21 protein-coding genes and 1 tRNA gene are annotated in these 20,156 nt (G+C 72.8%); 12 read left to right on the plus strand and 10 right to left on the minus strand.

The features are described from left to right. Nucleotides 1-134: 134 nt before the first annotated feature. Nucleotides 135-1,256 carry an iron-containing alcohol dehydrogenase gene (locus tag ACFSE6_RS17755; RefSeq protein ID WP_388010506.1) on the minus strand — a complete coding sequence of 374 codons (1,122 nt, stop codon included), beginning with the start codon at nt 1,254-1,256 and terminating at the stop codon, nt 135-137. A gap of 112 nt (nt 1,257-1,368) precedes the next feature. On the opposite strand from ACFSE6_RS17755, the gene ACFSE6_RS17760 reads away from it, so the two are divergent. After that, nucleotides 1,369-1,854 carry a MogA/MoaB family molybdenum cofactor biosynthesis protein gene (locus ACFSE6_RS17760; protein ID WP_388010509.1) on the plus strand — a complete coding sequence of 162 codons (486 nt, stop codon included), beginning with the start codon at nt 1,369-1,371 and terminating at the stop codon, nt 1,852-1,854. 15 nt (nt 1,855-1,869) lie between these two features. Here the strand turns inward: ACFSE6_RS17760 and mobA are convergent, their stop codons facing one another. The 5 genes from mobA to ACFSE6_RS17785 all read right to left on the minus strand — a co-directional run bounded on the left by mobA (nt 1,870) and on the right by ACFSE6_RS17785 (nt 6,391). Next, complete coding sequence (gene mobA, locus ACFSE6_RS17765; protein ID WP_388010512.1) at nt 1,870-2,484, minus strand: molybdenum cofactor guanylyltransferase; 615 nt, start codon at nt 2,482-2,484, stop codon at nt 1,870-1,872. A 24-nt stretch (nt 2,485-2,508) separates the two neighbouring features. After that, nucleotides 2,509-2,982 carry a cyclic pyranopterin monophosphate synthase MoaC gene (gene moaC, locus ACFSE6_RS17770; RefSeq protein ID WP_388010632.1) on the minus strand — a complete coding sequence of 158 codons (474 nt, stop codon included), beginning with the start codon at nt 2,980-2,982 and terminating at the stop codon, nt 2,509-2,511. A gap of 29 nt (nt 2,983-3,011) precedes the next feature. Then, nucleotides 3,012-4,283 (minus strand): molybdopterin molybdotransferase MoeA, encoded by a 1,272-nt coding sequence (locus ACFSE6_RS17775; protein WP_388010515.1) that lies wholly within the window; start codon nt 4,281-4,283, stop codon nt 3,012-3,014. Between the two features lie 74 nt (nt 4,284-4,357). Beyond that, a complete protein-coding gene (locus ACFSE6_RS17780; protein ID WP_388010518.1) occupies nt 4,358-5,617 on the minus strand; it encodes a ThiF family adenylyltransferase in 1,260 nt (419 codons plus the stop codon). A 129-nt stretch (nt 5,618-5,746) separates the two neighbouring features. After that, nucleotides 5,747-6,391 (minus strand): TetR/AcrR family transcriptional regulator, encoded by a 645-nt coding sequence (locus tag ACFSE6_RS17785; RefSeq protein ID WP_388010521.1) that lies wholly within the window; start codon nt 6,389-6,391, stop codon nt 5,747-5,749. A 51-nt stretch (nt 6,392-6,442) separates the two neighbouring features. Here ACFSE6_RS17785 and ACFSE6_RS17790 point away from each other — a divergent pair, with 51 nt between their 5' ends. Further along, nucleotides 6,443-7,399 carry an ABC transporter ATP-binding protein gene (locus tag ACFSE6_RS17790; protein ID WP_388010524.1) on the plus strand — a complete coding sequence of 319 codons (957 nt, stop codon included), beginning with the start codon at nt 6,443-6,445 and terminating at the stop codon, nt 7,397-7,399. After that, the gene (locus ACFSE6_RS17795; RefSeq protein ID WP_388010527.1) at nt 7,396-9,003 is read left to right on the plus strand and encodes an ABC transporter permease; all 1,608 of its coding nucleotides are present in this window, start codon (nt 7,396-7,398) and stop codon (nt 9,001-9,003) included. The genes ACFSE6_RS17790 and ACFSE6_RS17795 overlap by 4 nt, the downstream gene beginning before the upstream one ends. 15 nt (nt 9,004-9,018) lie before the next feature. Here the strand turns inward: ACFSE6_RS17795 and ACFSE6_RS17800 are convergent, their stop codons facing one another. Together ACFSE6_RS17800 and ACFSE6_RS17805 are read right to left on the minus strand one after the other, a co-directional pair. Beyond that, entirely contained in the window at nt 9,019-10,644 is a 1,626-nt protein-coding gene (locus ACFSE6_RS17800) for a PH domain-containing protein (RefSeq protein ID WP_388010530.1), read from the minus strand. Further along, a complete protein-coding gene (locus ACFSE6_RS17805) occupies nt 10,641-11,153 on the minus strand; it encodes a PH domain-containing protein (protein WP_388010533.1) in 513 nt (170 codons plus the stop codon). The genes ACFSE6_RS17800 and ACFSE6_RS17805 overlap by 4 nt, the downstream gene beginning before the upstream one ends. A gap of 174 nt (nt 11,154-11,327) precedes the next feature. Between ACFSE6_RS17805 and ACFSE6_RS17810 the strand changes: the two genes are divergently transcribed. The 4 genes from ACFSE6_RS17810 to ACFSE6_RS17825 all read left to right on the plus strand — a co-directional run bounded on the left by ACFSE6_RS17810 (nt 11,328) and on the right by ACFSE6_RS17825 (nt 15,547). Beyond that, nucleotides 11,328-11,810 (plus strand): MarR family winged helix-turn-helix transcriptional regulator, encoded by a 483-nt coding sequence (locus ACFSE6_RS17810; protein ID WP_388010536.1) that lies wholly within the window; start codon nt 11,328-11,330, stop codon nt 11,808-11,810. Next, a complete protein-coding gene (locus ACFSE6_RS17815; RefSeq protein WP_388010539.1) occupies nt 11,807-13,597 on the plus strand; it encodes an MDR family MFS transporter in 1,791 nt (596 codons plus the stop codon). Before ACFSE6_RS17810 ends, ACFSE6_RS17815 begins: the two co-directional genes overlap by 4 nt. Nucleotides 13,598-13,780: 183 nt before the next feature. Next, on the plus strand, nt 13,781-15,028 hold the full coding sequence (locus ACFSE6_RS17820; RefSeq protein ID WP_388010542.1) for an O-succinylhomoserine sulfhydrylase: 1,248 nt from the start codon (nt 13,781-13,783) through the stop codon (nt 15,026-15,028). Between the two features lie 57 nt (nt 15,029-15,085). Next, nucleotides 15,086-15,547, plus strand: a complete 462-nt coding sequence (locus tag ACFSE6_RS17825) for a MarR family winged helix-turn-helix transcriptional regulator (protein ID WP_388010545.1) — start codon at nt 15,086-15,088, stop codon at nt 15,545-15,547. An 84-nt stretch (nt 15,548-15,631) separates the two neighbouring features. Here the strand turns inward: ACFSE6_RS17825 and upp are convergent, their stop codons facing one another. Continuing rightward, nucleotides 15,632-16,270, minus strand: coding sequence for a uracil phosphoribosyltransferase (gene upp, locus ACFSE6_RS17830; protein ID WP_388010548.1), 639 nt, complete (start codon nt 16,268-16,270; stop codon nt 15,632-15,634). 33 nt (nt 16,271-16,303) lie between these two features. Here upp and tadA point away from each other — a divergent pair, with 33 nt between their 5' ends. After that, nucleotides 16,304-16,789, plus strand: a complete 486-nt coding sequence (gene tadA, locus ACFSE6_RS17835) for a tRNA adenosine(34) deaminase TadA (RefSeq protein WP_388010551.1) — start codon at nt 16,304-16,306, stop codon at nt 16,787-16,789. Nucleotides 16,790-16,928: 139 nt separating this feature from the next. Further along, nucleotides 16,929-17,195 carry an acylphosphatase gene (locus ACFSE6_RS17840; RefSeq protein ID WP_388010554.1) on the plus strand — a complete coding sequence of 89 codons (267 nt, stop codon included), beginning with the start codon at nt 16,929-16,931 and terminating at the stop codon, nt 17,193-17,195. Between the two features lie 63 nt (nt 17,196-17,258). On the opposite strand, the gene ACFSE6_RS17845 is transcribed toward ACFSE6_RS17840, so the two are convergent. Further along, a complete protein-coding gene (locus tag ACFSE6_RS17845; RefSeq protein WP_388010635.1) occupies nt 17,259-18,134 on the minus strand; it encodes a Sir2 family NAD-dependent protein deacetylase in 876 nt (291 codons plus the stop codon). A gap of 170 nt (nt 18,135-18,304) precedes the next feature. Here ACFSE6_RS17845 and ACFSE6_RS17850 point away from each other — a divergent pair, with 170 nt between their 5' ends. The 3 genes from ACFSE6_RS17850 (at nt 18,305) to ACFSE6_RS17860 (ending at nt 20,134) form a co-directional block, all read left to right on the plus strand. Next, nucleotides 18,305-18,778, plus strand: a complete 474-nt coding sequence (locus ACFSE6_RS17850; protein ID WP_388010557.1) for a hypothetical protein — start codon at nt 18,305-18,307, stop codon at nt 18,776-18,778. 14 nt (nt 18,779-18,792) lie between these two features. Then, on the plus strand, nt 18,793-19,947 hold the full coding sequence (locus tag ACFSE6_RS17855) for an FAD-dependent oxidoreductase (RefSeq protein WP_388010560.1): 1,155 nt from the start codon (nt 18,793-18,795) through the stop codon (nt 19,945-19,947). A 100-nt stretch (nt 19,948-20,047) separates the two neighbouring features. Next, nucleotides 20,048-20,134 (plus strand) — tRNA-Ser (locus ACFSE6_RS17860). Nucleotides 20,135-20,156: the final 22 nt, after the last annotated feature.

Here is a 20,156-nt window from a genome sequence, read left to right on the forward strand (position 1 = left end):
GTGCACCCGTTTCGGGGCGCGGTCGCGGTTAGGCGCCATCTGCTGAGAGCGGACGATTGAGTCATGTGCGGACGTTCAAACGTCCGCACATGACTGGGGTTTCCGCTCTCGGCGAGCTGGGGCTGCACGGGTCGCTAGGCCGCGTCCTCGCCGTAGGCCGCCGTGAGCACGGAGCGGACTTCCGGCTTGCCCACCGGACGCGGATTCGCCACCGGTAGCTCGGCTGTCACCCGGTCCACGGCCTCATCCAGTCGTCGCAGCGGCAGGCCGATCTGCGCGAGTGTGCGCGGCGCCGCCACCGAGGCCGCCAGGCCACGCAGCCCGCTGACCGCTTCGTCGGCCTGCAGCGCCCGGGCGATCCGGTCCGCCGTCCGCGGCACCGCCGGGGCGTTGAGCGCCAGCACGTGTGGCAGGACGACGGCGTGCAATGCCGCGCTTGGCAGCTGGAACACACCGCCCAGGACGTGGCAGATGGTGTGGTGCAGGCCGGTGGACGTGGCCGCGAACGTCATGCCGGCCAGGTGCGCGCCGTAGAGCAGGTCCTCGCCCGCCGTCGTCGGGGTGCCGGCCCAGGCGCCAACCGGGTCGGTGAAGACCTGCTCGGGCTGCTGGGCCACGGCCAGCCCGCGTGGTCCGATGCCGCGCATCCCGGCGGCCAGCGCACGCATCGCCTCGTCGGCGAGCGCCGCACTGATCGGGTTCGCGCCCGGTGACCAGTAGGCCTCCACGACATGGGCGATCGCCACGAGGCCGGAGGTGATGGCCAGCTCGCGGGGCATCCGGTCGGTGACGTCCGGGTCGAGGACGACGGCGCGCGGCCGGACCGCGTGGTCGATGCCAGTCTCCTTGCGACCCTCGTGGGTGAGCACCCACAGCGGGGTCGCCTCGCTGCCGGAGTAGGTCGTCGGCACGGCCACGATCGGCAGGCGCAGGTCGCGGGCGACGATCTTCGCGGTGCCGATCGCCGACCCGCCACCGACCGCGAGGACCCCGTCTGCGCGGTGGAACCTCGCGTAGTCCACCGCCCGGGCCGCGGCCGGGGCCGGGACATGTGGTTCGACCTCGTCGAACCAGGCCACCACGGCCTCCGTGAACGGCCCCATCGCCAGTTCGGCGAGCGGGCGGTGACCGGCGTCCGCGACGACGATGACCCGGCCGGCGCCCAGGCGGGCCAGTTCCTCGCCGGGGGCCGTGCGGACCGTGCCGCGCCCGAAGACGACGCGGGCCGGGCCGGATTCGAAGGTGAACTCCTCCACGGTGCCTCCTTCGCTCAGGTGACGTCAGTCACATCATGGCGCGCTGACGTCGGACGTGGGGGATCGAGGCGCCGTACACGCCGGTGCGGGGCGGTCGCGCTAGCGTGACGGGGTGGACGTGCGCGCCGTCGTCATCACGGTCTCGGACCGGTGTGCCCGTGGGGAGGCCGAGGACCTCTCGGGCCCGCTGGCGGCCGACCTGCTCGCCGAGGCCGGGGTCACCGCCTCCGTGACGGTGGTCCCGGACGGGGTGGCGAGCGTCCGGGACGCGCTCCGTGCCGCGCTCGACGGCGGCGCTCGTCTCGTGCTGACCACCGGCGGTACGGGGATCTCGCCACGGGATCTGACCCCGGAGGGAACCGCGCAGGTTCTCGAGCGCGAGCTGCCGGGGCTTGCCGAGGCGATCCGTTCCCGGGGCGCCGTCGCCGTCCCGACCGCCTTGCTCTCTCGTGGGCTGGCCGGCGTCGCCGCGGGCCGGGAGGGGGAGGCGCTCGTGGTCAACGCACCCGGATCGCCCGGTGGTGTGCGGGACGCCGTCGCTGTCGTCGCGCCGTTGCTGCCGCACGTGCTCGACCAGCTCGGCGGCGGCGACCACTGACAGCTCCGCGGGCTGTCACCGGGCTCGCGCGACGTCCTCGGGTGTGTCGACGTCGTCGGCCTCCCGGCCCCGCGCGGGCACCTCGATCAGCCGCAGGCCCGCGACCAGGGACCGCATCGACCCTCCCGGCCGGCCGGCGTCGTCCTGCCGGGCGGTGAGTCGCTCGCGCAGCCGAGGCAGGCGATAGACCGCCGTCAGCCACTGCGCCCGCCCCTCCCGGTCCACCAGGACCGCACCGTCGGAGTCGTCGCCGTCGGCCTGGACGCCGGCGGCGAGCAGCCGGGGGACGGCGCTCGCGACGTGCGGGGCGTCGCACGCCAGGACGAGCACCGAGCCGGCCGGAGCCTCCGGCGCGCGGTCCAGTTCCGCGATGCCGGCGGCCAGCCCGGCCACTGGGCCGCCGAAGGGCGGGTCCTCGACGGTACGCAGCACGCGGTCGGGCACGGCCACGTTCTCCGGGGCCACCACGACGACGCGGCGTGCCCGGGCGGCCGCGGTCATGGCGTGGTCGAGCAGACGTCGTCCCGCGACGAGCACGTCCGGTTTGGAGACGCCGCCGAGCCGCTCGGCACGTCCGCCGGCCAGCACGACGGCGTCGATCGTGCCCGCGCGGGGCTCATCCGTGCTCACGTGCCGATCCGTGTTCATTCGTGGTCATTCGTCGGGCCGGCGCCAGTCGCCGGAACGCCCGCCGGACTTGGCGATCACCCGCACGGCGGTGATCTCGGCCGAACGGTCCACCCCCTTGACCATGTCCACCACCGCGAGCGCGGCCACCGAGACCGCCGTCATCGCCTCCATCTCGACGCCGGTGCGATCCGCGGTGCGGACGGTGGCCGTGATGACCACCCGGTCCGCGGCGAGCTCGAGGTCCACCACCGCGCCGTGGACGCCGATCGTGTGCGCCAGCGGCAGCAGCTCAGGCGTGCGTTTGGCGGCCGCGATGCCGGCCACCCGCGCAATCGCGAGCACGTCGCCCTTGGGGACCGAGCCCTCGCGCAGCGCCGCCATGACCGCCTCGCTGCAGCGCACCTCGCCGCGCGCGACCGCCTCCCGCACGGTCGGCTGCTTCGCGGTGACGTCAACCATGCGGGCGTGACCGGCGTCGTCGACATGGGTGAATCTCACGGCATCGTTGTCCACGGCACGATTGTGGTTCACGGCACCATCATGACGGGCACCGCGTCCCCCTCCGCGACCGCCTCCGTACCGGCGGCCACGACAGCCAGCCCCTCGGCCGCGGCCAAGGACGCCACGAGATGTGAACCCGAACCTCGCGGGCTGGCAGGCCGGACCCGAGTCGTCTCGTCGTCCTCGTCGAAGACCACCGGGATGTACTGGCGTCGCCCGGGCGGGCACCGCCACCCCGCTGCCGCCCGTGCCTCGATCAGCACCGGCTCCACGGACTGGGGCACGTCCGGGTCGGCGAGACCGGCCATGACCCGCAGCGCCGGCTCGACGAACACCTGGAACGAGACGAACACGCTCACCGGGTTGCCCGGCAGGCAGAAGATCGGCACGCCCGCGCCGTCGTCGCGCCGGAGGACGCCGAAGCCCTGCGGCTTGCCGGGCTGTATCGCCACGGACGTGAACGAGACGTCGCCGAGCGGGGCGAGAACCTGCTTGACGACGTCGTACGCACCGGCACTGACGCCGCCGGTGGTGATCAGCGCGTCGACCGCGCCGAGGTTGTCCTCCAGCAGGCCGCGGAGCTCGGCCGGGTCGTCACCGACGAACCCGAGAGGGACGGCTCGTCCGCCGAGCACGTCGACGAGCCCGAGCAGCAGCACATTGTTCGACTCCGGGATCTGGCCCGGGCCGAGTGGCGCGCCGGGCGGGACGAGCTCGTCGCCTGTGGTCAGCACCCCGACCCGCGGCCGGGGGCGAACCGGTAGCGTGCCGTGCCCGGTCGCGGCGGCGGTCGCCAGATCGCGCGGCCCCACCAGGCCGCCCGCACGCAGCACCACCGCGCCCGGGGCGACGTCCTCGCCGGCGCGGCGGATGTGCCGGCCTGCCGGCGAGGAGGCGAAGATTCGCACCGTCTCCGGGAGTTCGGTGCCCTCGCCCGGCCCCGCCTGCTGATCGGTCCGCTCGACCGGGACGACGGCGTCGGCACCGGGCGGCATCGGGGCGCCGGTCATGATGCGGGCCGCCGTCCCGGGCAGCACGTCGGGCAGCTCGGCGGCCCCGGCCGGGATGTCACCGACGACCCGGAGGTCGACCGCAGCGTCCTCGTCGGCGGTGGCCACGTCATCGGCCCGGACCGCGTAGCCGTCCATGGCGGAGTTGTCGAACGGAGGCACGTGGAGGGCGGCCGTGACGTCCTCCGTGAGCAGGCATCCCAGCGCGTCGGTGAGCGGGAGGTGGCGGACCGGCAGAGGCTCGACGCCGGCCAGGACGGCGGCGCGGTGCTCCTCGACGGTGATCATGGGACTCCTCGGGTCGGCGGCTCGGGCGGGAGGCGGTTGGTCGATGGCCACCAAGGCTCAGACGTGGGGCGGTCTCAATAGGTCGGCAGGGTGGGATCGACGTCGGCGACCCAGGCGAGCACGCCGCCGCGCACGTTGACGGCGCGGACTCCCGCATCCGAGAGGGCACGGACTGCCTGCGCGGAACGCTGACCGGTGCGGCAGTGGACGAGCAGGTCACGGGGCGCGCCGGCGGGGCGGTGCAGGTCGAGGCGGTGGATCGCGGCGCCCGGATCGGCGAGCACCTCCGCGAGCGGTACGGCGACGGCGCCCGGGATGGCGACGATGGCGCGCTCTGGCTCGTCGCGCACGTCGAGGAGCACGAAGTCGTCGGCGCCGCGCTCGCGGGCGGCGAGGCGCTCGGCGAGCTCGGTGACCGCGATCGAGTCCGGCTCGGCCGTCGGCGGGGAGGTACCCGCGGCGGCGGGCTGTGCAGGGGTGGAGGCCGGTGTTCCGGGGCGTGACCGCAGGGGCAGCTCCTGCCAGCGCTGGGTCAGCACGTCCAGCACGAGCACCCGGCCGAGCAGGGACTCGCCGGTGCCGGTGAGGAGCTTGATCGCCTCGATCGCCATGATCGACCCGACCTGGCCGCACATCGCGCCGAGCACGCCCGCCTGCCCGCATGAAGGAGTCGTGCCTTCCGGGGGCGGGGTCGGGAAGAGATCGCGCAGCGTCACCCCGCTCGCGCCCTGGCCCGCGTCCAACGAGGTTGCAGAATCCGTCGAAAAATCGACGGATTCTGCAACCTCGTTCTCGACGGGCCGCGGCGCAGACCAGAAGACGGCGACCTGGGCGTCGAACCGGAGGATGGACCCCCAGACCACCGGGACGGCGAGTGCGGCGGCGGTGTCCGAGACGAGGTATCGGGTCGGGAAGTTGTCCGTGCCGTCGATGACAAGGTCGTGTCCGGCCAGGATCTCGTGGGCGTTCGTCTCGTCAAGGCGGCCGTGAACGGTGGCGACATCGACCTCGGGATTGAGCGCGGTGATGTGGTCGGCAGCGGAATCGACCTTCGGGCGGCCCACGTCGGTCATCGTGTGGATGACCTGGCGCTGCAGGTTCGACGGTTCGACGACGTCGTCGTCGATGACGGTGATGTGACCGACGCCGGCGGCTGCGAGGTACTGCAGGACCGGCGCGCCGAGCCCTCCGGCACCGACGACGGCGACGCGCGCGGCCAGCAGCCGGCGCTGCCCGTCCTGCCCGAGTCGGCCGAGGAGTAGGTGGCGTGAGTAGTGCTGGATCTGCTCGCGGCTGAGCGGCGGACCCGGCTCCACCAACGGCTGCAGGCGCATGGCCCAACTCTAGGTGCGCCAGCGTGGATCGGGGCGGCTCAGAGCGGGCGCCTCGGAGCGGGCGGGCTCGCTGGGCGGGTTCGAGGCAGCGATTCAGCTTCCGGGTGGGCGTGCCGGCCGGCGAGGCGCTCAGCGCCCGGCCATCTCCTTCATCGTGGCGATGGCGTCCTCGAGATGATCGATCCAGGGCCGCTCGGTGTCCTCGTGCCAGTTCTTGATGGCCGCGACGAACGGCCAGATGATTGCGCTGGCCAGCACCCGGCCCTGGCCGAAGCTCCAACGGCCGGTGTCGGCCATCATCTGGGCCATCTCGTCGACGATGTTGTCCACCACCAGGTAGGCGGCCGAGCGCACCGACGGGTTGTCGAAGAACAGCCGGACACGCTCGCGCGTCGCGTCGGCCTCGACCACGAAGTGCGCCTCCGCGACGAGGTCGAGCGCGGCCTCGGTCGCCTCCCACGGCGACATGCCCTGCCGCAGGTAGTGGGAGAGGCCGACGAGCACGCGATCGTCGAACTCGTCGTAGAGGACGAGGCCTTCCTTGGTCCCGAAATAGCGGTACACGCTGCTGGGCGAGACCTCGGCCGTGGCGGCGATCTGCTCGATCGTCACCTGGTCGAAGCCGTACTCGGTGAAGAGCTCGAGCGCCGTCTGCTGGATGTGCCGCATCGCGGCGGCCTTCTTCCGTTCCCGCAATGTGGGGGCCGGCGGCTCCGGGACGTCCTGCGCCTCCTGTTCGGGCTCGTGCACCCGGGGCTCTCGCGGTGTAGCCACACATCCTCCTTCTTGACAGTGGCTGTCACTTTATCGTGTACAGTGACTCTCATGAGAAAGTCACTGTCAGAAGAAGTGATCGCCGGTCGTGGGCTGGTCAAGCACTTCGGGGCCACCCGGGCGCTCGATGGCCTCGACCTGTCCGTCCGCGGTGGCGAGGTGCACGGCTTCCTGGGGCCGAACGGGGCGGGTAAGTCCACGACGATCCGCGCCCTGCTCGGCCAGCTCCGGCTCGACGGCGGCCACGCCGAGGTCTTCGGCGCGGATCCGTGGCGCGACGCCGTCGCCATCCATGAGCGGCTCGCGTACGTGCCCGGCGACACCGCGCTGTGGCCGGGACTGTCCGGCGGTGAGTGCGTGGACCTCATCGGTGGCTTCCACGGACAGGTGAACCGGCGCCGACGCGACGAGCTCGTCGAACGCTTCGAGCTCGACCCCACGAAGAAGGCCCGCACCTACTCCAAGGGCAACCGGCAGAAGGTCGCGCTGGTCGCGGCGTTGTCCTGCGAGGCGGAGCTGTTCGTGCTCGACGAGCCCACGTCGGGCCTGGATCCACTGATGGAGGCGGTCTTCCAGCAGGTGGTGGCCGAGCTCAACGGCGAGGGGCGTACCGTCCTGCTCTCCAGCCACATCCTCGCCGAGGTCGAGGCGTTGTGCGACCGCGTGACGATCATCCGCGGCGGTCACACGGTCTCGACCGGCACGCTCGAGGAACTGCGCGCCGGCACGCTCACCACCGTCGAGGCCACGACGCCGGACCGGCCGCGCGGCCTGAAGGACATCGACGGCGTCACCGACCTCGATCACGAATCCCGGCCGCACGGCGTGCGCACCACATTGCTCGCCACGCACGCCGCCCTGCCCGAGGCCGTCGCGGCCGTCTCCGCGGCGCGGCCCACCGACCTGGCCGTGCGCCCGCCCAGCCTCGAGCAGCTCTTCCTCGAGCACTACCAGGAGTCACCTCTCCCGGGCGGCGTCCCGGCGGCCACGGGCGGCGACGCCCGATGACCGCCCCGACACCGGCCCGACGGCCCGGCGTGCTGACCGGAACCATCCGGCTGGTCCGGCTCGCCCTGCGGACGGGCTGGCCCGGCCTGCTCGGCGCCGTCGTCCTCGCCGCCGGACTCGTCACCCTCGTGGCCGGATCGATCGAGGCGCTCTACCCAGACCCTGCGGACCGCGCCCAGTACGCGGCCACGGTCGGCAGTTCCCCGGCCAGCGAGGCGTTCAACGGCCGCGGGTACGGCCTGCACACCGTCGGCGGGATTTCCGCCTACGAGGTCGGCTTCATGGGGCAGATCCTCTTCCCGGTGCTCGCGCTGCACCTGGCGCTTCGGCATACCCGGCGCGAGGAGGAGGCCGGACGCACCGAACTGCTCACCGCCGGCCGGGTCGGGCGACTGGCGCCGCTGGTCGCCGGGACTGCGGTGCTGACTCTCGTGTGCCTGCTGACCGGCGCGGCCATGGCTGCCGGTGGCGTCAGTGCCGGGCTGCCGCTCGCCGGGGCGGCGTGGTACGCGGCCGGCAATGCCCTGCTCATGCTGTTCTACGGCGCCGTGGGACTGGTGGCCGGGCAGCTCGCCCAGTCCGCGCGTACCGGCTACCTGATCGGGCTGGTCGCGCTCGCGGCGAGCTACCTCGTCCGCGCCCTGGTCGACGGTCTGGGGTGGGACGCCGTCTGGGCGAGCCCGCTCGGGTGGACTGCCGAGGTGCGCCCGTTCGCCGATCCCCGTCCATGGCCGCTCGCGGCGTTCGCGGTCGGTGCCGTCGTGCTGAGCGGGGCCGCGGTTCTCCTCGCGCGGCGGCGCGACCTCGGTGCCGGAGTCGTCCCACCGCGACGCGGGCCGGCGCGGGGTCGGCGCGGACTGGGCACGGCAGCCGGGCTCGCGTGGCGCCTGAACCGTGGCGTCGTCCTTGCCTGGACGGTGCTCGCGGTGGTGTGGGCCGGCGTCTTCGGAGCGCTGACGCAGGAGATGGCCGACCTGGTCGATGCCAACCCGGCCATGCTCGAGGCGCTCGGTGTCGAACGGGGGAGCGACGTGGTCACCAGCTTGGCCGTGGTCGTGGTGATCCTGGCGGCGACGGCGCTCGCGGTGCAGGGGTTCGGACGGCTGGGCGTGGAGGAGACGCAGGGCCGGCTCGGTGCGGTGCTGGCCACCCGCGTCCCCCGGCACCGGCTGTGGGGCGGGTGGTCCGCCGTCGTCGCGCTCGCGTCGCTCGCCTCGCTGACCCTGGGGTGCCTCACCCTCGGTCTGGTCACCTGGGCGGTCACCGATGACCGCGACGCGCTCGGGACGGCCGCCGAGGTCGGTCTCGGCTACGCCGTCCCCGTGCTCTTCGTCGTCGCCGTGGTGGCCGTGCTGCGCGCCGTCGGCTCGCGCTGGTCCGGTCTCGGGTGGCTGCTCGTCGGATGGATCGCCGTCGTCGGCTTCCTGGCCGAGACGCTGCGCATCCCGGACTGGGCGCGCGAGCTCTCTCCGCTGCATCTCGTCGGCACGCTTCCGCAGGACGACGCGGACCTCCTCGCGGTGGCCGGGCTCGCGGTGGCCGCGGTCATCCTGGCCGCCGGGTCGATCCTGCTGTTCGGCCGCCGCGACCTCGCGGCCGGGTGAGTCAGGCCGGGTGAGTCAGGCCGGGACGGCCACCGGTTCGCGCGTCACCTCGGCCGCGATCACGGTGGCGTCGTGCAGCGCCAGGTCGACGCCGCGGTAGCCCTGCTCACCCGCTGCCGTCGTGACCACGAGCGTCGCGAGTCCGAGCAGGCGTTGGATCGGGCCCTGCCGGACGTGGGCGCCGTTGATGCCACGTACCTCGATCGCATCGGTGCGGCGGGAGAAGAACCCGCGCCGCAGGTACAGCACCTCCCCGCCGAGCAGGTGGCCGAGCGTGCGGTAGTAGCCCAGACCGGCCACGATGCCCAGGCACAGGAGGGCGACGGAGCCAGCCAGCAGCCAGCCGGGCCACTCGCGCCAGAGGACGGCGGCCGCCGACGCGGCACCGACGAGTCCGTAACCGCCCGCATACCGGATGATCGCGCGGCGGCGGGCCGCGGGCGGGTGGGAGACGAGCCGTCCGCCCGCCGGCCTCGCCCGCTCGTCGAGCACGCGCCGGCCGAGCATGGTGTTGCCGACGCGGACCGCGACCTCGCGGGTCGTCGCCGGCAGCACCGTGGCGGACTCGTTCATCTGCTGCTGCAGGCTGATGCCCGTCATCACCGGTGTCATGCGCGCACCACCGAGCAGCCGCGTGAGGAACGGCTCGGAGAGCGTCAGGCCGCGCAGCCGGGCCTGGTCCGCGGTGAAGGACCGGGTGGTCAGCAACCCGCGCGTGGCCACGAACGTGGCGCCCGGCTCCCGGACCAGGCGAAAGCCCCACCAGGCCTCGATGAACGCGAGCGCCCCGGCGCCGATCCCGAGCAGGACGGCGAGCACCAATGTGGTCGCCGCCCAGGCAGGCCAGGGGACGCGGTCGATGAGGTCACCAAGCGTGTCACCGACCCAGTCTTCCTGCCCGAACATCGACACGAAGCCGTAGACGGAGCCGACCACCGACAGCGGTCCGGTGATCAGCCACGCCCCGACCATCGAGTAGATGATCCACGGCCACTGCACCCGCTGGACCTCGGCGGTGGGTGGATCGCTCGGCGACCGGCCGCCGTCGTCGGGCACGGGTGCTCCGGCCTCGTCACCACCGGTGGCGACGACGTCCGGGCCGGCCGCGCGGACCAGGTGGTCGCGTAGCCGGCGGGCGCGCCCGCGCGGCAGCCCGTCCAGCACCACGGTGCCGCTGCCGACGAGGGCGTTGCCGCCGGTGCCCACCCGGACGACGGCGAGACGGAACAGGCGGTTCGTCAGCGGCGCGGTGATGTCCACGGTCCGGATGCGGTGCAGGGCGATGCGTTCGCTCTTGCGCACGAGCAGGCCGCGGCGGACCTGGAGTTCGGAGTCGGTGAGCCGGTAGCGCACCGCCACGTAGGACAACGCCTTGGACGCCGGCCGCATGACGCCGAGCAGGATCAGGACGAGGACGAGGTACCGGCCGACCCCACTCGTCTGATCGACCAGGAGCCACGCAAGTGCCGCGGGCGTGAGGCGCACGACGGCGTACACGAGCGCTGCGAGCATGGTGCGGGGATCGAGCCGGTACCAGGGCAGGTCCGGGTCCTCGTCGACCTCGTGGTCGGGCTCGGGCTCGGCGTTCTTGCCGGCCCGGCGCGGGCGGTCGAGCGGCTCGGTGGGGTCGGCGTCAGTCATGTCGCGTCACCCTGGGTGCGGGCGACGGCGTCGGTCAGGGTCTCGGTGAGCTGCTCCGCCACGGTGGCGTCGAGTCCCTGGATGACCACGGCGCCCTGGGCCGAACCGGTGGTGACGGAGACGGCGGCCAGCCCGAACGCCCGATGGAGGGCGTTGCGGCGGACCTCGACCGTCTGGACTCGGTTCAACGGCGCGATGCGCCATTCGCGTGTGAGCCAGCCGGTCCGTGAGTACACCGCGGTGTCCGTGGCCTCCCACCGGTGCACGCGCAGGCGCAGCCACGGTGCCACCGCGGCCCGCGGCAGCGTGACGAGCGCGAGGGCTCCGCCGACGGCGAGCAACCATGGCCGGCCCGCGTCCCACCACACCGCCGGAAGGCCCGCGGCCAGCACGACCGCTGCGAGCTGGGCAGCGCCGGAGACCAGCCAGTACCGCTTGGCCCGCGGGTCCACGTGGTGCGCCGGGGGCCGCGGGGCAGTGGTGGGCGGTTGTCGGGGCTCGAGGTCCATCTCTTCCCATCGTGTGGATCAGGCTTCACCGTACGGTTCTGGCGCAGGTGACGGATCCGCTCGGGGAAGGAGATTCCGCCGCGTCATCCACCGGAAGGAGGAGAGCTCGGATGTGGGTGGGCACACACGCTCGACATATAGATGCATGGTGCATGTAGGAGTAGGGTGGTCGCCGTGTCCACCCGCCCTGAACTGACCGAACGACTGGTCGATGAGATCGGCGCGTTCCTCCGGCGCACCCGGACCTCGGCCATCCGCGTCGCGGACCGCGTCGGCCTGCAGCCGACGCAGTCCCAGATCCTCTTCACGCTCAAGCGGCTCGGCGAGTGCCGCGTCGCCGATCTGGCCGAGGTGCAGCTCGTCGACCCCTCGGTCTCCAGCCGGCAGGTCGCCGCCATGGAGAAGGCCGGCCTGGTCGAGCGCCGTCCGGACCCGGAAGACGCCCGCGCCTCGCTCGTCTCCCTCTCCCAGGCCGGCCACGCGAAGCTCGGCGAGGTTCACGCCGAGCACCGCGCCGCGCTGGCCACCGCGCTGGCCGGATGGCCCGACGAGCGCATCACCCGCCTGGCCGACGACCTCCGCGAATTCGTCGAGGCGTCCGGCCCTGTCTACGACGAACTCACCGGCCCGCGCGCCGGCCAGATGGAGGTTGTGTGACCCGCCCTCGCAAGGAGCTGACCGACAGACGCGCCTACGCCGGGATGACGCCGGAGCAGGCGGAGGCCGCCCACCACGAGCACCGACAGATCCTCAAGGTGCTGACCGGGCTGCTGCTCGCGATGTTCGTCGGTTCGTTGTCCGCGACGATCGTCGGCAACGCCCTGCCGGTGATCGTCGGTGAGATCGGCGGAAGTCAGCAGCAGTACACCTGGATCGTCACCGCCTCCATCCTCGCCTCCACCGCGGCGACACCGATCTTCGGCAAGCTGGCGGACCTGTTCGACAAGAAGACGCTGCTGCTCGTGGCCATCTCGATCTTCGGCGTCGGGTCGCTGGTCGCCGGATTCAGCGTCTCCGCGGAGATGCTCATCGCCGTGCGCGTGCTGCAAGGCATCGGCATGGGGTCGATCATGGTGCTTGTCCAGACCACGATCGCCACCATCATCCCGCCGCGTCAGCGGGGCAGGTACAACGGCTACCTCGGTGCCGTGATCGCCGCCTCCACGGTGTCCGGGCCTCTGATCGGCGGCGTCATCGTCGACATCCCCTGGCTCGGCTGGCGCTGGTGCTTCTGGATCTCCGTGCCGTTCATGATCGCTGCCCTCGTGGTCCTGGTGCGCAACCTGCACGTGCCGACCGTGCGCCGGGCGGAGACGCGGATCGACTGGGCCGGCGCCTTCCTCATCTCCGCCGCCACCACGACGTTGCTGATCTGGATCTCGTTCGCCGACCACTCCTTCGCCTGGGTGTCCTGGCAGACGGCCGCGATGCTCGGCGGCGCCGCGGTGCTCGGGGTCGCCTTCGTCCTCGTCGAGCGCAAGGTCCGCGAGCCGGTGGTGCCGCTGTACATCCTCACCGAACGCTCCACGGTGCTGGCGATCGTCGCGTCGCTGGCCATCGGCACCACGATGTTCGGCGCCAACATCTACCTCGGCCAGTACTTCCAGATCGGACGCAGTTATTCGCCGACGATCTCCGGCTGGCTCACCCTGCCGCTGATGCTGGGCCTGCTGATCTCCTCGACGGTCTCCGGCCGCCTGGTGACTCGGACCGGCCGGTGGAAGCCGTACGTCACCGGCGGCATGATCCTGCTCGCCGTCGGCATCGGCCTGCTCTCCACGGTGCGGGCCGACACCGCGCTGTGGGTGATCGGCGCGTTCCTCCTCATCGCGGGGTTCGGCCTCGGTGCCTCGATGCAGAACCTCGTCCTCGCCGTCCAGAACAGCAACGCGCTGTCCAACGTCGGTGCCGCCACCTCCACCGTGACCTTCTTCCGGAACCTCGGCGGCGCCATGGGCATCCAGATCCTCGCCGCGGTCTACACCCACCGGGTCACCGACCTCACGGTCGACGGGCTCCGCGCACAGGGGGCGGCCCCCGGGGCGTTCGACGCCTCCAGCGAGTCGCTCGACCTGACCCGCCTGCCCGACGCCGTGGTCCAGGTGATCCGCAACGCCTACGGCGACGGCATCGGAGTGGTCTTCCTGGTCGCGGCCGTGGCCGCCGTCCTCGGCGTCCTCGCGGTGGCGTTCATGCGCGCCACCATGCTGCGCAGCACCTGGGACACGCCCCCGTCCCGTGCCTCGGAGGCGTCGGCAGCCGGCGAGACGGACCGGACCACCGACGGTGTGCTCGACACCGGGCTGGACACCGCCCCCGGCGATGCCACACCGGCCACGACGGCGATGGTGGACCGGGACGCCGTGCCCGGCTCGCAGGAGCCCGGTGAGACGGCTGGCCCCGGTGCAGACGCCGTCGAACCCGACACCGCCCGACGGCGCTGAGCGCCCGCTGTCGCCGAGTTCGGCCCGGGGGGGACGAGCGCCTCACCCGAGCGCCACTCGGGTGAGGCGTCCTGATGCCCGGGAGCGAGGGCGCCATTGGTCTCAGCATCCGGGCGTGGCCGGCCGGCTCACAGTGGACCCGCCGGCGCGCGGGCACCATCGACGGCACGCCGCTGATGGAGGATGCCCGTGCCCGACCTGCCGTGTCCCCCCGACGCCGGGCGCCTGCGCCCGCAGACACTCGCCGTGCGCGGCGGGCAGCATCGAAGCGGCTTCCAGGAGACCTCGGAGGCCCTCTACCTGACCCAGGGGTTCGTCTACGACACCGCCGACGAGGCGGCGGCCACCTTCGCCGAGGAGATCGACCGCTACAGCTACTCGCGGTACGCGAACCCGACCGTGACCACGTTCCAGGAGCGACTCGCTCTGCTCGAGGGGGCCGAGGCGTGCCTGGCGACAGCGACCGGGATGTCGGCCGTCTTCACGGCCGTCGCCGCGCTGGTCCGTTCCGGGTCCCGGATCGTCGCAGCACGGGAGTTGTTCGGCTCCACCGTGACCATCTTCGACCAGATCCTGCCCGAGTGGGGCGTGCGCACGGACTACGTGACCGGCACCGATCCGCAGCAGTGGGAGCGGGCGCTGGCGACGCCTGCGGACGTCGTCTTCCTGGAGTCGCCGTCCAACCCCATGCAGGACGTGCTCGACCTGGCGCGTATCGCCCGACTCGCCCACCGGGCGGGAGCCGTGGTCGTCGTCGACAACGTCTTCGCTACCCCGGTGCTGCAGCGCCCGCTCGAGCTCGGTGCCGACTTGGTCGTGTACTCGGCGACGAAGCACATCGACGGCCAGGGGCGCTGCATGGGCGGGGCGGTCCTCGGTGGCACGGATCTCGTCCAGGGCCGGATCCGCACCCTGTACCGGATGAGCGGGCCGGTGCTCGCCCCGTTCAACGCGTGGGTGCTGACCAAGGGGCTCGAGACACTGCCGGTCCGGGTACGTGCCCAGGCCGCCGCAGCCGCGGATCTGGCGAGCTGGCTGGAGGCGCAACAGGGCGTCGAGGCGGTGCGCTACCCGTTCCTGCCGTCCCACCCGCAGCACGACCTCGCCCGCGCCCAGATGAGCGGCGGTGGCACGGTGGTGACGGTGACCCTCGCCGGTGCCGGCGGCCGCTCGTCCGACGAGGCGGCCTTCGCGTTCCTCGACGCTCTGCGTGTGGTCGACCTGTCCAGCAATCTCGGTGATGCCAAGTCCCTCGCCACCCACCCCGCCACGACGACGCACTGCCGGGTGGACCCGCAGCTGCGCGCGAGCATGGGGATCACCGGCGGAACGGTGCGGCTGTCCGTCGGACTCGAGGACGTCGAGGATCTCCGTGAGGACCTCGAGGCCGCCCTTGCCGCGTGTCGGGGTCGCCCGCGACCAAAAGAGTGACAGTACTCTGTCAATATTGGACAGGGTGCTGTCATGACGTCGAGGAGGGGCGGACCGATGAGCGGCGACGAGGCCGAGGCGTACCGGTACCTCATCGCCGACGTCGAGGAACTGGCCGGCCTCTCCCGGGAGCGACATCAGCGTCTGGCCGCCCGGCACGGCCAGTCCGTGGCGCGATGGCACGTGCTCGCCGTGATCGCGCAGGAGCCGGCCACCGTCCCCGGTGTCGCCTCCCGTCTGGGCCTGACGCGGCAGAGCGTGCAGCGCGTGGTGGACGACCTGTCCCGTGAGTGGCTCGCGGAGAAGGTCCGCAACCCCCGCCACCGGTCCTCGCCCCTGGTGGCCCCCACCGACGCCGGCCGCCGCCTCCTGGCCAATCTGGCTGCCGACGCCGAGGACGAGCACCTGGCCCTGCTCGCGACCGGCGGCGTCCAGCGACGCGAGCTCCTCGCCGCACGCCAGACCATCCGTTCCCTCCTGGCCCTGCTGCGGATGGAGGATTCCGACGCCCGACCCTGACCGCGGGTCCGTAGGGTGGCGGCCGTGACGAGGACGCACGCGAGCCGGCTCGGCCGCCGACGGCTGCCCTCCGCGCGGCGGCGGTCAGTCGACGACGCCGTAGAGCCGGTCTCCGGCGTCACCGAGGCCAGGCACGATGTACTTCTGCTCGTTGAGCCGTTCGTCGACCGCGGCGGTCACGATCGTCACGTCGCCGCGCGCACCGATCGCCTCCTCGACGGTGCGCAGCCCCTCCGGGGCGGCCAGCAGGCAGATCGCGGTGACATCGACGGCCCCGCGTGCGAGCAGGTACTCGATCGCAGCGATGAGCGTGTGACCGGTTGCGAGCATCGGGTCGAGCACGTAGCACTGCCGTCCGGAGAGGTCGTCCGGCAACCGTTCGGCGTAGGTGATCGCCTCGAACGTCTGCTCGTCGCGCTGCATGCCGAGGAACCCGACCTCCGCCGTCGGCAGCAGGCGGCTCATGCCGTCGAGCATGCCGAGACCGGCGCGCAGAATCGGCACCACGATCGGCTGGGGCGAGGCGAGGTGCGTGCCCGTGGTGGGCGCCACCGGGGTGGTGATCTCCACGGTCGTGGTCCGCACCTCACGGGTGGCCTCGTAGGCGAGCAACGTGACGAGCTCGTCCACCAGCAGCCGGAACGTCGGCGACCGGGTCGTCTCGTCGCGAAGGATGGTGAGCTTGTGGGCGATGAGCGGGTGGTCGGCCACGTGGACACGCATGGACGCCAACCTACCGGCTGCCATGATGACGCCATGACCGGTTCTGCGCGTGCGCCGGCGCCCGATCCTGCGGTCGAGGGAGCCATGGATGAGGCGCTGGACCTGGCCCGCCGGGCTGCTGCCGGAGGTGACGTGCCGGTCGGCGCCGTCGTCCTCGGACCGGACGGTGCCGTACTCGGCCGCGGGCGTAACCGTCGCGAGGCCGACGGCGACCCCACCGCGCACGCCGAGATCCTCGCCCTGCGGGAGGCGTCCCGTGCGCTCGCCGGCTGGCGGCTGGACGGGTGCACCCTCGTGGTCACGCTGGAGCCGTGCACGATGTGCGCGGGCGCGCTCGTGCTGGCCCGGATCGGCCGGATCGTGCTCGGGGCGTGGGACCCGAAGGCCGGTGCCGCCGGATCGGTCCGGGACGTGGTCCGCGACGCCCGCCTCAACCACCGCGTGGAGGTGCTCTCCGGGGTCCGCGAGGAGGAGTGCGCGCAGGTGCTCCAGGACTTCTTCGGCGTCCGCCGGCGGTAGGGCCGTTGCATGGTCGGCGGCGTCGCGCCAGTGGCGCTGAAACGAGCGACAGCGCGCATGGCTGGGTACCACATGCACGTGTGAGCACCACAGTCCGGCGCGGATGTGCACGCTGCGGGTCCCGGGCGAGACTGGAGGCATGATCCGCAGACGTCTCATCGTGCGGGGCCGGGTCCAGGGAGTCGGGTTCCGCTACGCGTGCGAGCAGGCGGCCGCCCGTGCCGGTGTCCGCGGCTGGGTGCGTAACCGGTCCGACGGGACGGTCGAAGCTGTTCTCGAGGGCGAGACCTCCGCAGTCGAGTCGATGACCGGTTGGGTGCGGCAGGGGCCCCCGGCGGCCGCGGTGACCGGCGTCGACGTCACCGACGAGGACCCCGAGGGGTTGTCCGGGTTCACCGTCCGCTGACGAGCTGACGAGCTGACGAGCTGACGGGCTTGCCGGCGGACGGGCCACCGGGCGCGGGGCAGGTCAGCGGTGCGCCGCGAGCATCTCGGCCAGCAGCGGCAGGGCCTGCGAGGTGCCGGCGTGAACGCTCGCCGTGGCCAGATCGTCCCCGCGGGTGCTGCCGCGGTTGACGATCCCCACCGGGCGCCCCGCCTTGGCCGCGCGCCGGGCAAACCGCAGGCCGCCCATCACCGCGAGCGAGGACCCGGCCACGAGCAGGCCCTCAGCCTCGTCGGCGATCGCGTAGGCCGCCTCGACGCGTTCGCGTGGCGTGTTGTCCCCGAAGAAGACGACGTCCGGCTTGAGGATCCCGCCGCATCGCGGACAGTCGGCGATCCGGAAGTCCGCCGTGGACTCGAGGACGACGTCGGCGTCCGGAGCCACCTCGAGGTCCTCCAGCTCGGCGAAGCGCTCACGCCAGTGCGGGTTGAGTTCGACCAGCACCCGGTCGTGCTCCTCCCGGCTGATCTCCAGGCCGCAGGACAGGCACAGCACCCGGTCGTACCGTCCGTGCAGGTGGACCACGGTCCGGGATCCGGCCCGCACGTGCAGCAGGTCGATGTTCTGGGTGATCACGCCGGTGAGCAGACCGTCGCGTTCCATCGCGGCGAGGGCCCGGTGGCCGGCGTTCGGCTCCGCCTGCTGCAGGTGCCGCCACCCGAGGTGGTTGCGTGCCCAGTAATGCCGGCGGAACCGGTCGGAGGCGACGAACTGCTGGTGCGTCATCGGTCGGCGCGGCGCGGAGCCGGGGGAGCGGTAGTCGGGGATGCCCGAGTCGGTGGAGATACCCGCGCCGGTGAGCACGGCCAGCCGCCGGCCGGCGAAGGCACTCACCAGCGGCTCGAGCGCGGCCCGGAGGTCCGGCGGATCCGGCCGGCGCTCCTCGGCCGGGGGAGCGATCGTGGTGGGCCGGATCACCAGCCGGGGCGCCGAACCGGTCGGGAACAGATCCGCCGCAGCGTACTGCGGTCCGCCCGGGCGGTTGCTGTCAGGCACCGAGCCAGGTTACGACGGCGAGAACGGCGGCGCGCCGTCGCGCGCGGCCGTCGCGCCCGCTCTACCGTCGAGCCATGGAGCCGGAGCGGACCGACCTCGCCACGCTGGCCGTCCGCGGCCGCGAGGTCGTCGCGTCCTATCTCGCGGCGGTCGACGTCGCCTGGGCGGACGACGACGAGGACGTCGTCGAGATCCTCAACGGGGCCGGTGACCTCCGGCGGATCCGGGTATCGGTGACCGACCACGACCACTGGGCGCTGCCCCGCGCCGAGCTCGCCGAGGAGCCCGAGGTCGCCGACGGCTGGTGGGCCTTCGTCCGCATGCGCACCGGCACGGAGCCCGAGCTGTACCTCGCGGGGGAGGATCAGGTCCGTGAGCTGATGACGCGCCTGCTCACGCAGTCGCCGGTGCACGCCGGCCCGGCGGAGGATCCCGCGGCCGATGACGGCGCCGCCGCCGGCCGGATCACCGACGAGGCGATACCCGTGTGCACCGGGGATCTGCGTCCGCTGCTGCGGCCGTGGCGCGAACTAACCCAGAACTTCTGACGGGAGCCGGACACATGCGTTGCGTCGTCGTCGGGGCGGGCGCCTGGGGACTGCCCGCGGCCGCCACCCTTGCCGGGCGCGGGCACGCCGTCGTCCTCATCGACCGGTACGGCCTCGCCTCGCCGCTCTCGTCCTCCACCGGTCCGACGCGGATCTGGCGTATGTCTCATCCGGACCGGGTCCGCACCCGCTTGGCGCTGCGCAGCGTGGCGGCGATGGACCGGCTCGCCCGCCGCGCCGGAACCGAGACCTACCTGCGCCGCGGACTGCTGTGGCGCGACGACGTCACGCTCGAGGCCGTGGCCGACGCTTTCCGTGCTGAGCAGATCCCGCACCAGGTGGTCGACCCGGAGGACGTCGGCCGGTTCTTCCCGGGACTGCGCTCGGACGGACGTGGCGCCATCTGGCACGACGAGGCCGGCCCGGTGCTCGCCGAGACCTCGCTGCGGGCCCAGGCCGCCCTGCTCGAGGACGCCGGCGGCGAGGTGGTCACCGGCACGGAGATCCGCGAGGTACGGACGACGGCGAACGGGACGCGCGTCGAGGCGGCCGACGGGCGTATCTGGTCCGGCGACGTCGTGGTCCTGGCGCCCGGTCCGGGAGCCCAGCCGCTGCTCGCGAGCCTGGGGATCGACCTGCCGTTCGGGCCGCGGTTGCAGCAGGTCGTCCACCTCGCCGACCCGGCCGGTCGCCACCGCTACGACGACCTGCCGTGCGTGGTCGACGGCCCGCGGACGGGCGAGGACGGCACGCAGCAGCCCGCGTTGTACTCGATGCCCACACCCGGAGTGGGCTTCAAGATCGGCATCGACGAGGACCTGCGCCCGCTCCGGCCGGGCGACACCGACCGCACGCCGGACGAGGGGATCACCGCCCGGGCGCTCGAACGGGGCCACCGCGATCTCGGCCTCACCGAGGCACGGGTGGCCGACGCGCAGGTGTGCTCCTGGACGGCCTCCCCGGACGGGCGGTTCGTCATCGACCGGCTCGATGGCGGCGTCGTCATCGCCTGCGGAGACACCGGCGAAGGCTTCAAGTTCTCCGCGCTCATGGGCGAGATCCTCGCCGACCTCGCGGAGGGAGCGACGCCCGACGAGGACGTGGCCACCTTCACCCTCGACCGGTTCGGAGACGACGTCGAACTGCAGGACCACGTGCTCGGCCGCTGACTGTGCGGGCCGCTCGTCGTGCCCTGACCTGGCCCGACGTGACCGGTCCCACTCCTGGCGGGATTGGGGCGCGAGAGGGCAGAACGGTAAAGTCGTCGCCGGTAGCGTGTCCGAGCGGCCGAAGGTGCAGCACTCGAAATGCTGTGTGGTGTCAAAGCCACCGTGGGTTCGAATCCCACCGCTACCGCGCTGTGAAGCCCGGAATCATG

It is taken from the genome of Georgenia deserti, from assembly GCF_042680605.1.
Lineage (GTDB): Bacteria > Actinomycetota > Actinomycetes > Actinomycetales > Actinomycetaceae > Allobogoriella > Allobogoriella deserti.

Coding starts and splice junctions, on each gene's coding strand:
- ACFSE6_RS17775 (WP_388010515.1), bottom strand. CDS start 4,283: ATGATCACCGTCGAGGAGCACCGCGCCGCCGTCCTGGCCGGCGTCGAG.
- ACFSE6_RS17780 (WP_388010518.1), bottom strand. CDS start 5,617: ATGCGCCTGCAGCCGTTGGTGGAGCCGGGTCCGCCGCTCAGCCGCGAG.
- ACFSE6_RS17790 (WP_388010524.1), top strand. CDS start 6,443: ATGAGAAAGTCACTGTCAGAAGAAGTGATCGCCGGTCGTGGGCTGGTC.
- ACFSE6_RS17795 (WP_388010527.1), top strand. CDS start 7,396: ATGACCGCCCCGACACCGGCCCGACGGCCCGGCGTGCTGACCGGAACC.
- ACFSE6_RS17800 (WP_388010530.1), bottom strand. CDS start 10,644: ATGACTGACGCCGACCCCACCGAGCCGCTCGACCGCCCGCGCCGGGCC.
- ACFSE6_RS17805 (WP_388010533.1), bottom strand. CDS start 11,153: ATGGACCTCGAGCCCCGACAACCGCCCACCACTGCCCCGCGGCCCCCG.
- ACFSE6_RS17820 (WP_388010542.1), top strand. CDS start 13,781: ATGCCCGTGCCCGACCTGCCGTGTCCCCCCGACGCCGGGCGCCTGCGC.
- ACFSE6_RS17825 (WP_388010545.1), top strand. CDS start 15,086: ATGAGCGGCGACGAGGCCGAGGCGTACCGGTACCTCATCGCCGACGTC.
- upp (WP_388010548.1), bottom strand. CDS start 16,270: ATGCGTGTCCACGTGGCCGACCACCCGCTCATCGCCCACAAGCTCACC.
- tadA (WP_388010551.1), top strand. CDS start 16,304: ATGACCGGTTCTGCGCGTGCGCCGGCGCCCGATCCTGCGGTCGAGGGA.
- ACFSE6_RS17840 (WP_388010554.1), top strand. CDS start 16,929: ATGATCCGCAGACGTCTCATCGTGCGGGGCCGGGTCCAGGGAGTCGGG.
- ACFSE6_RS17850 (WP_388010557.1), top strand. CDS start 18,305: ATGGAGCCGGAGCGGACCGACCTCGCCACGCTGGCCGTCCGCGGCCGC.
- ACFSE6_RS17855 (WP_388010560.1), top strand. CDS start 18,793: ATGCGTTGCGTCGTCGTCGGGGCGGGCGCCTGGGGACTGCCCGCGGCC.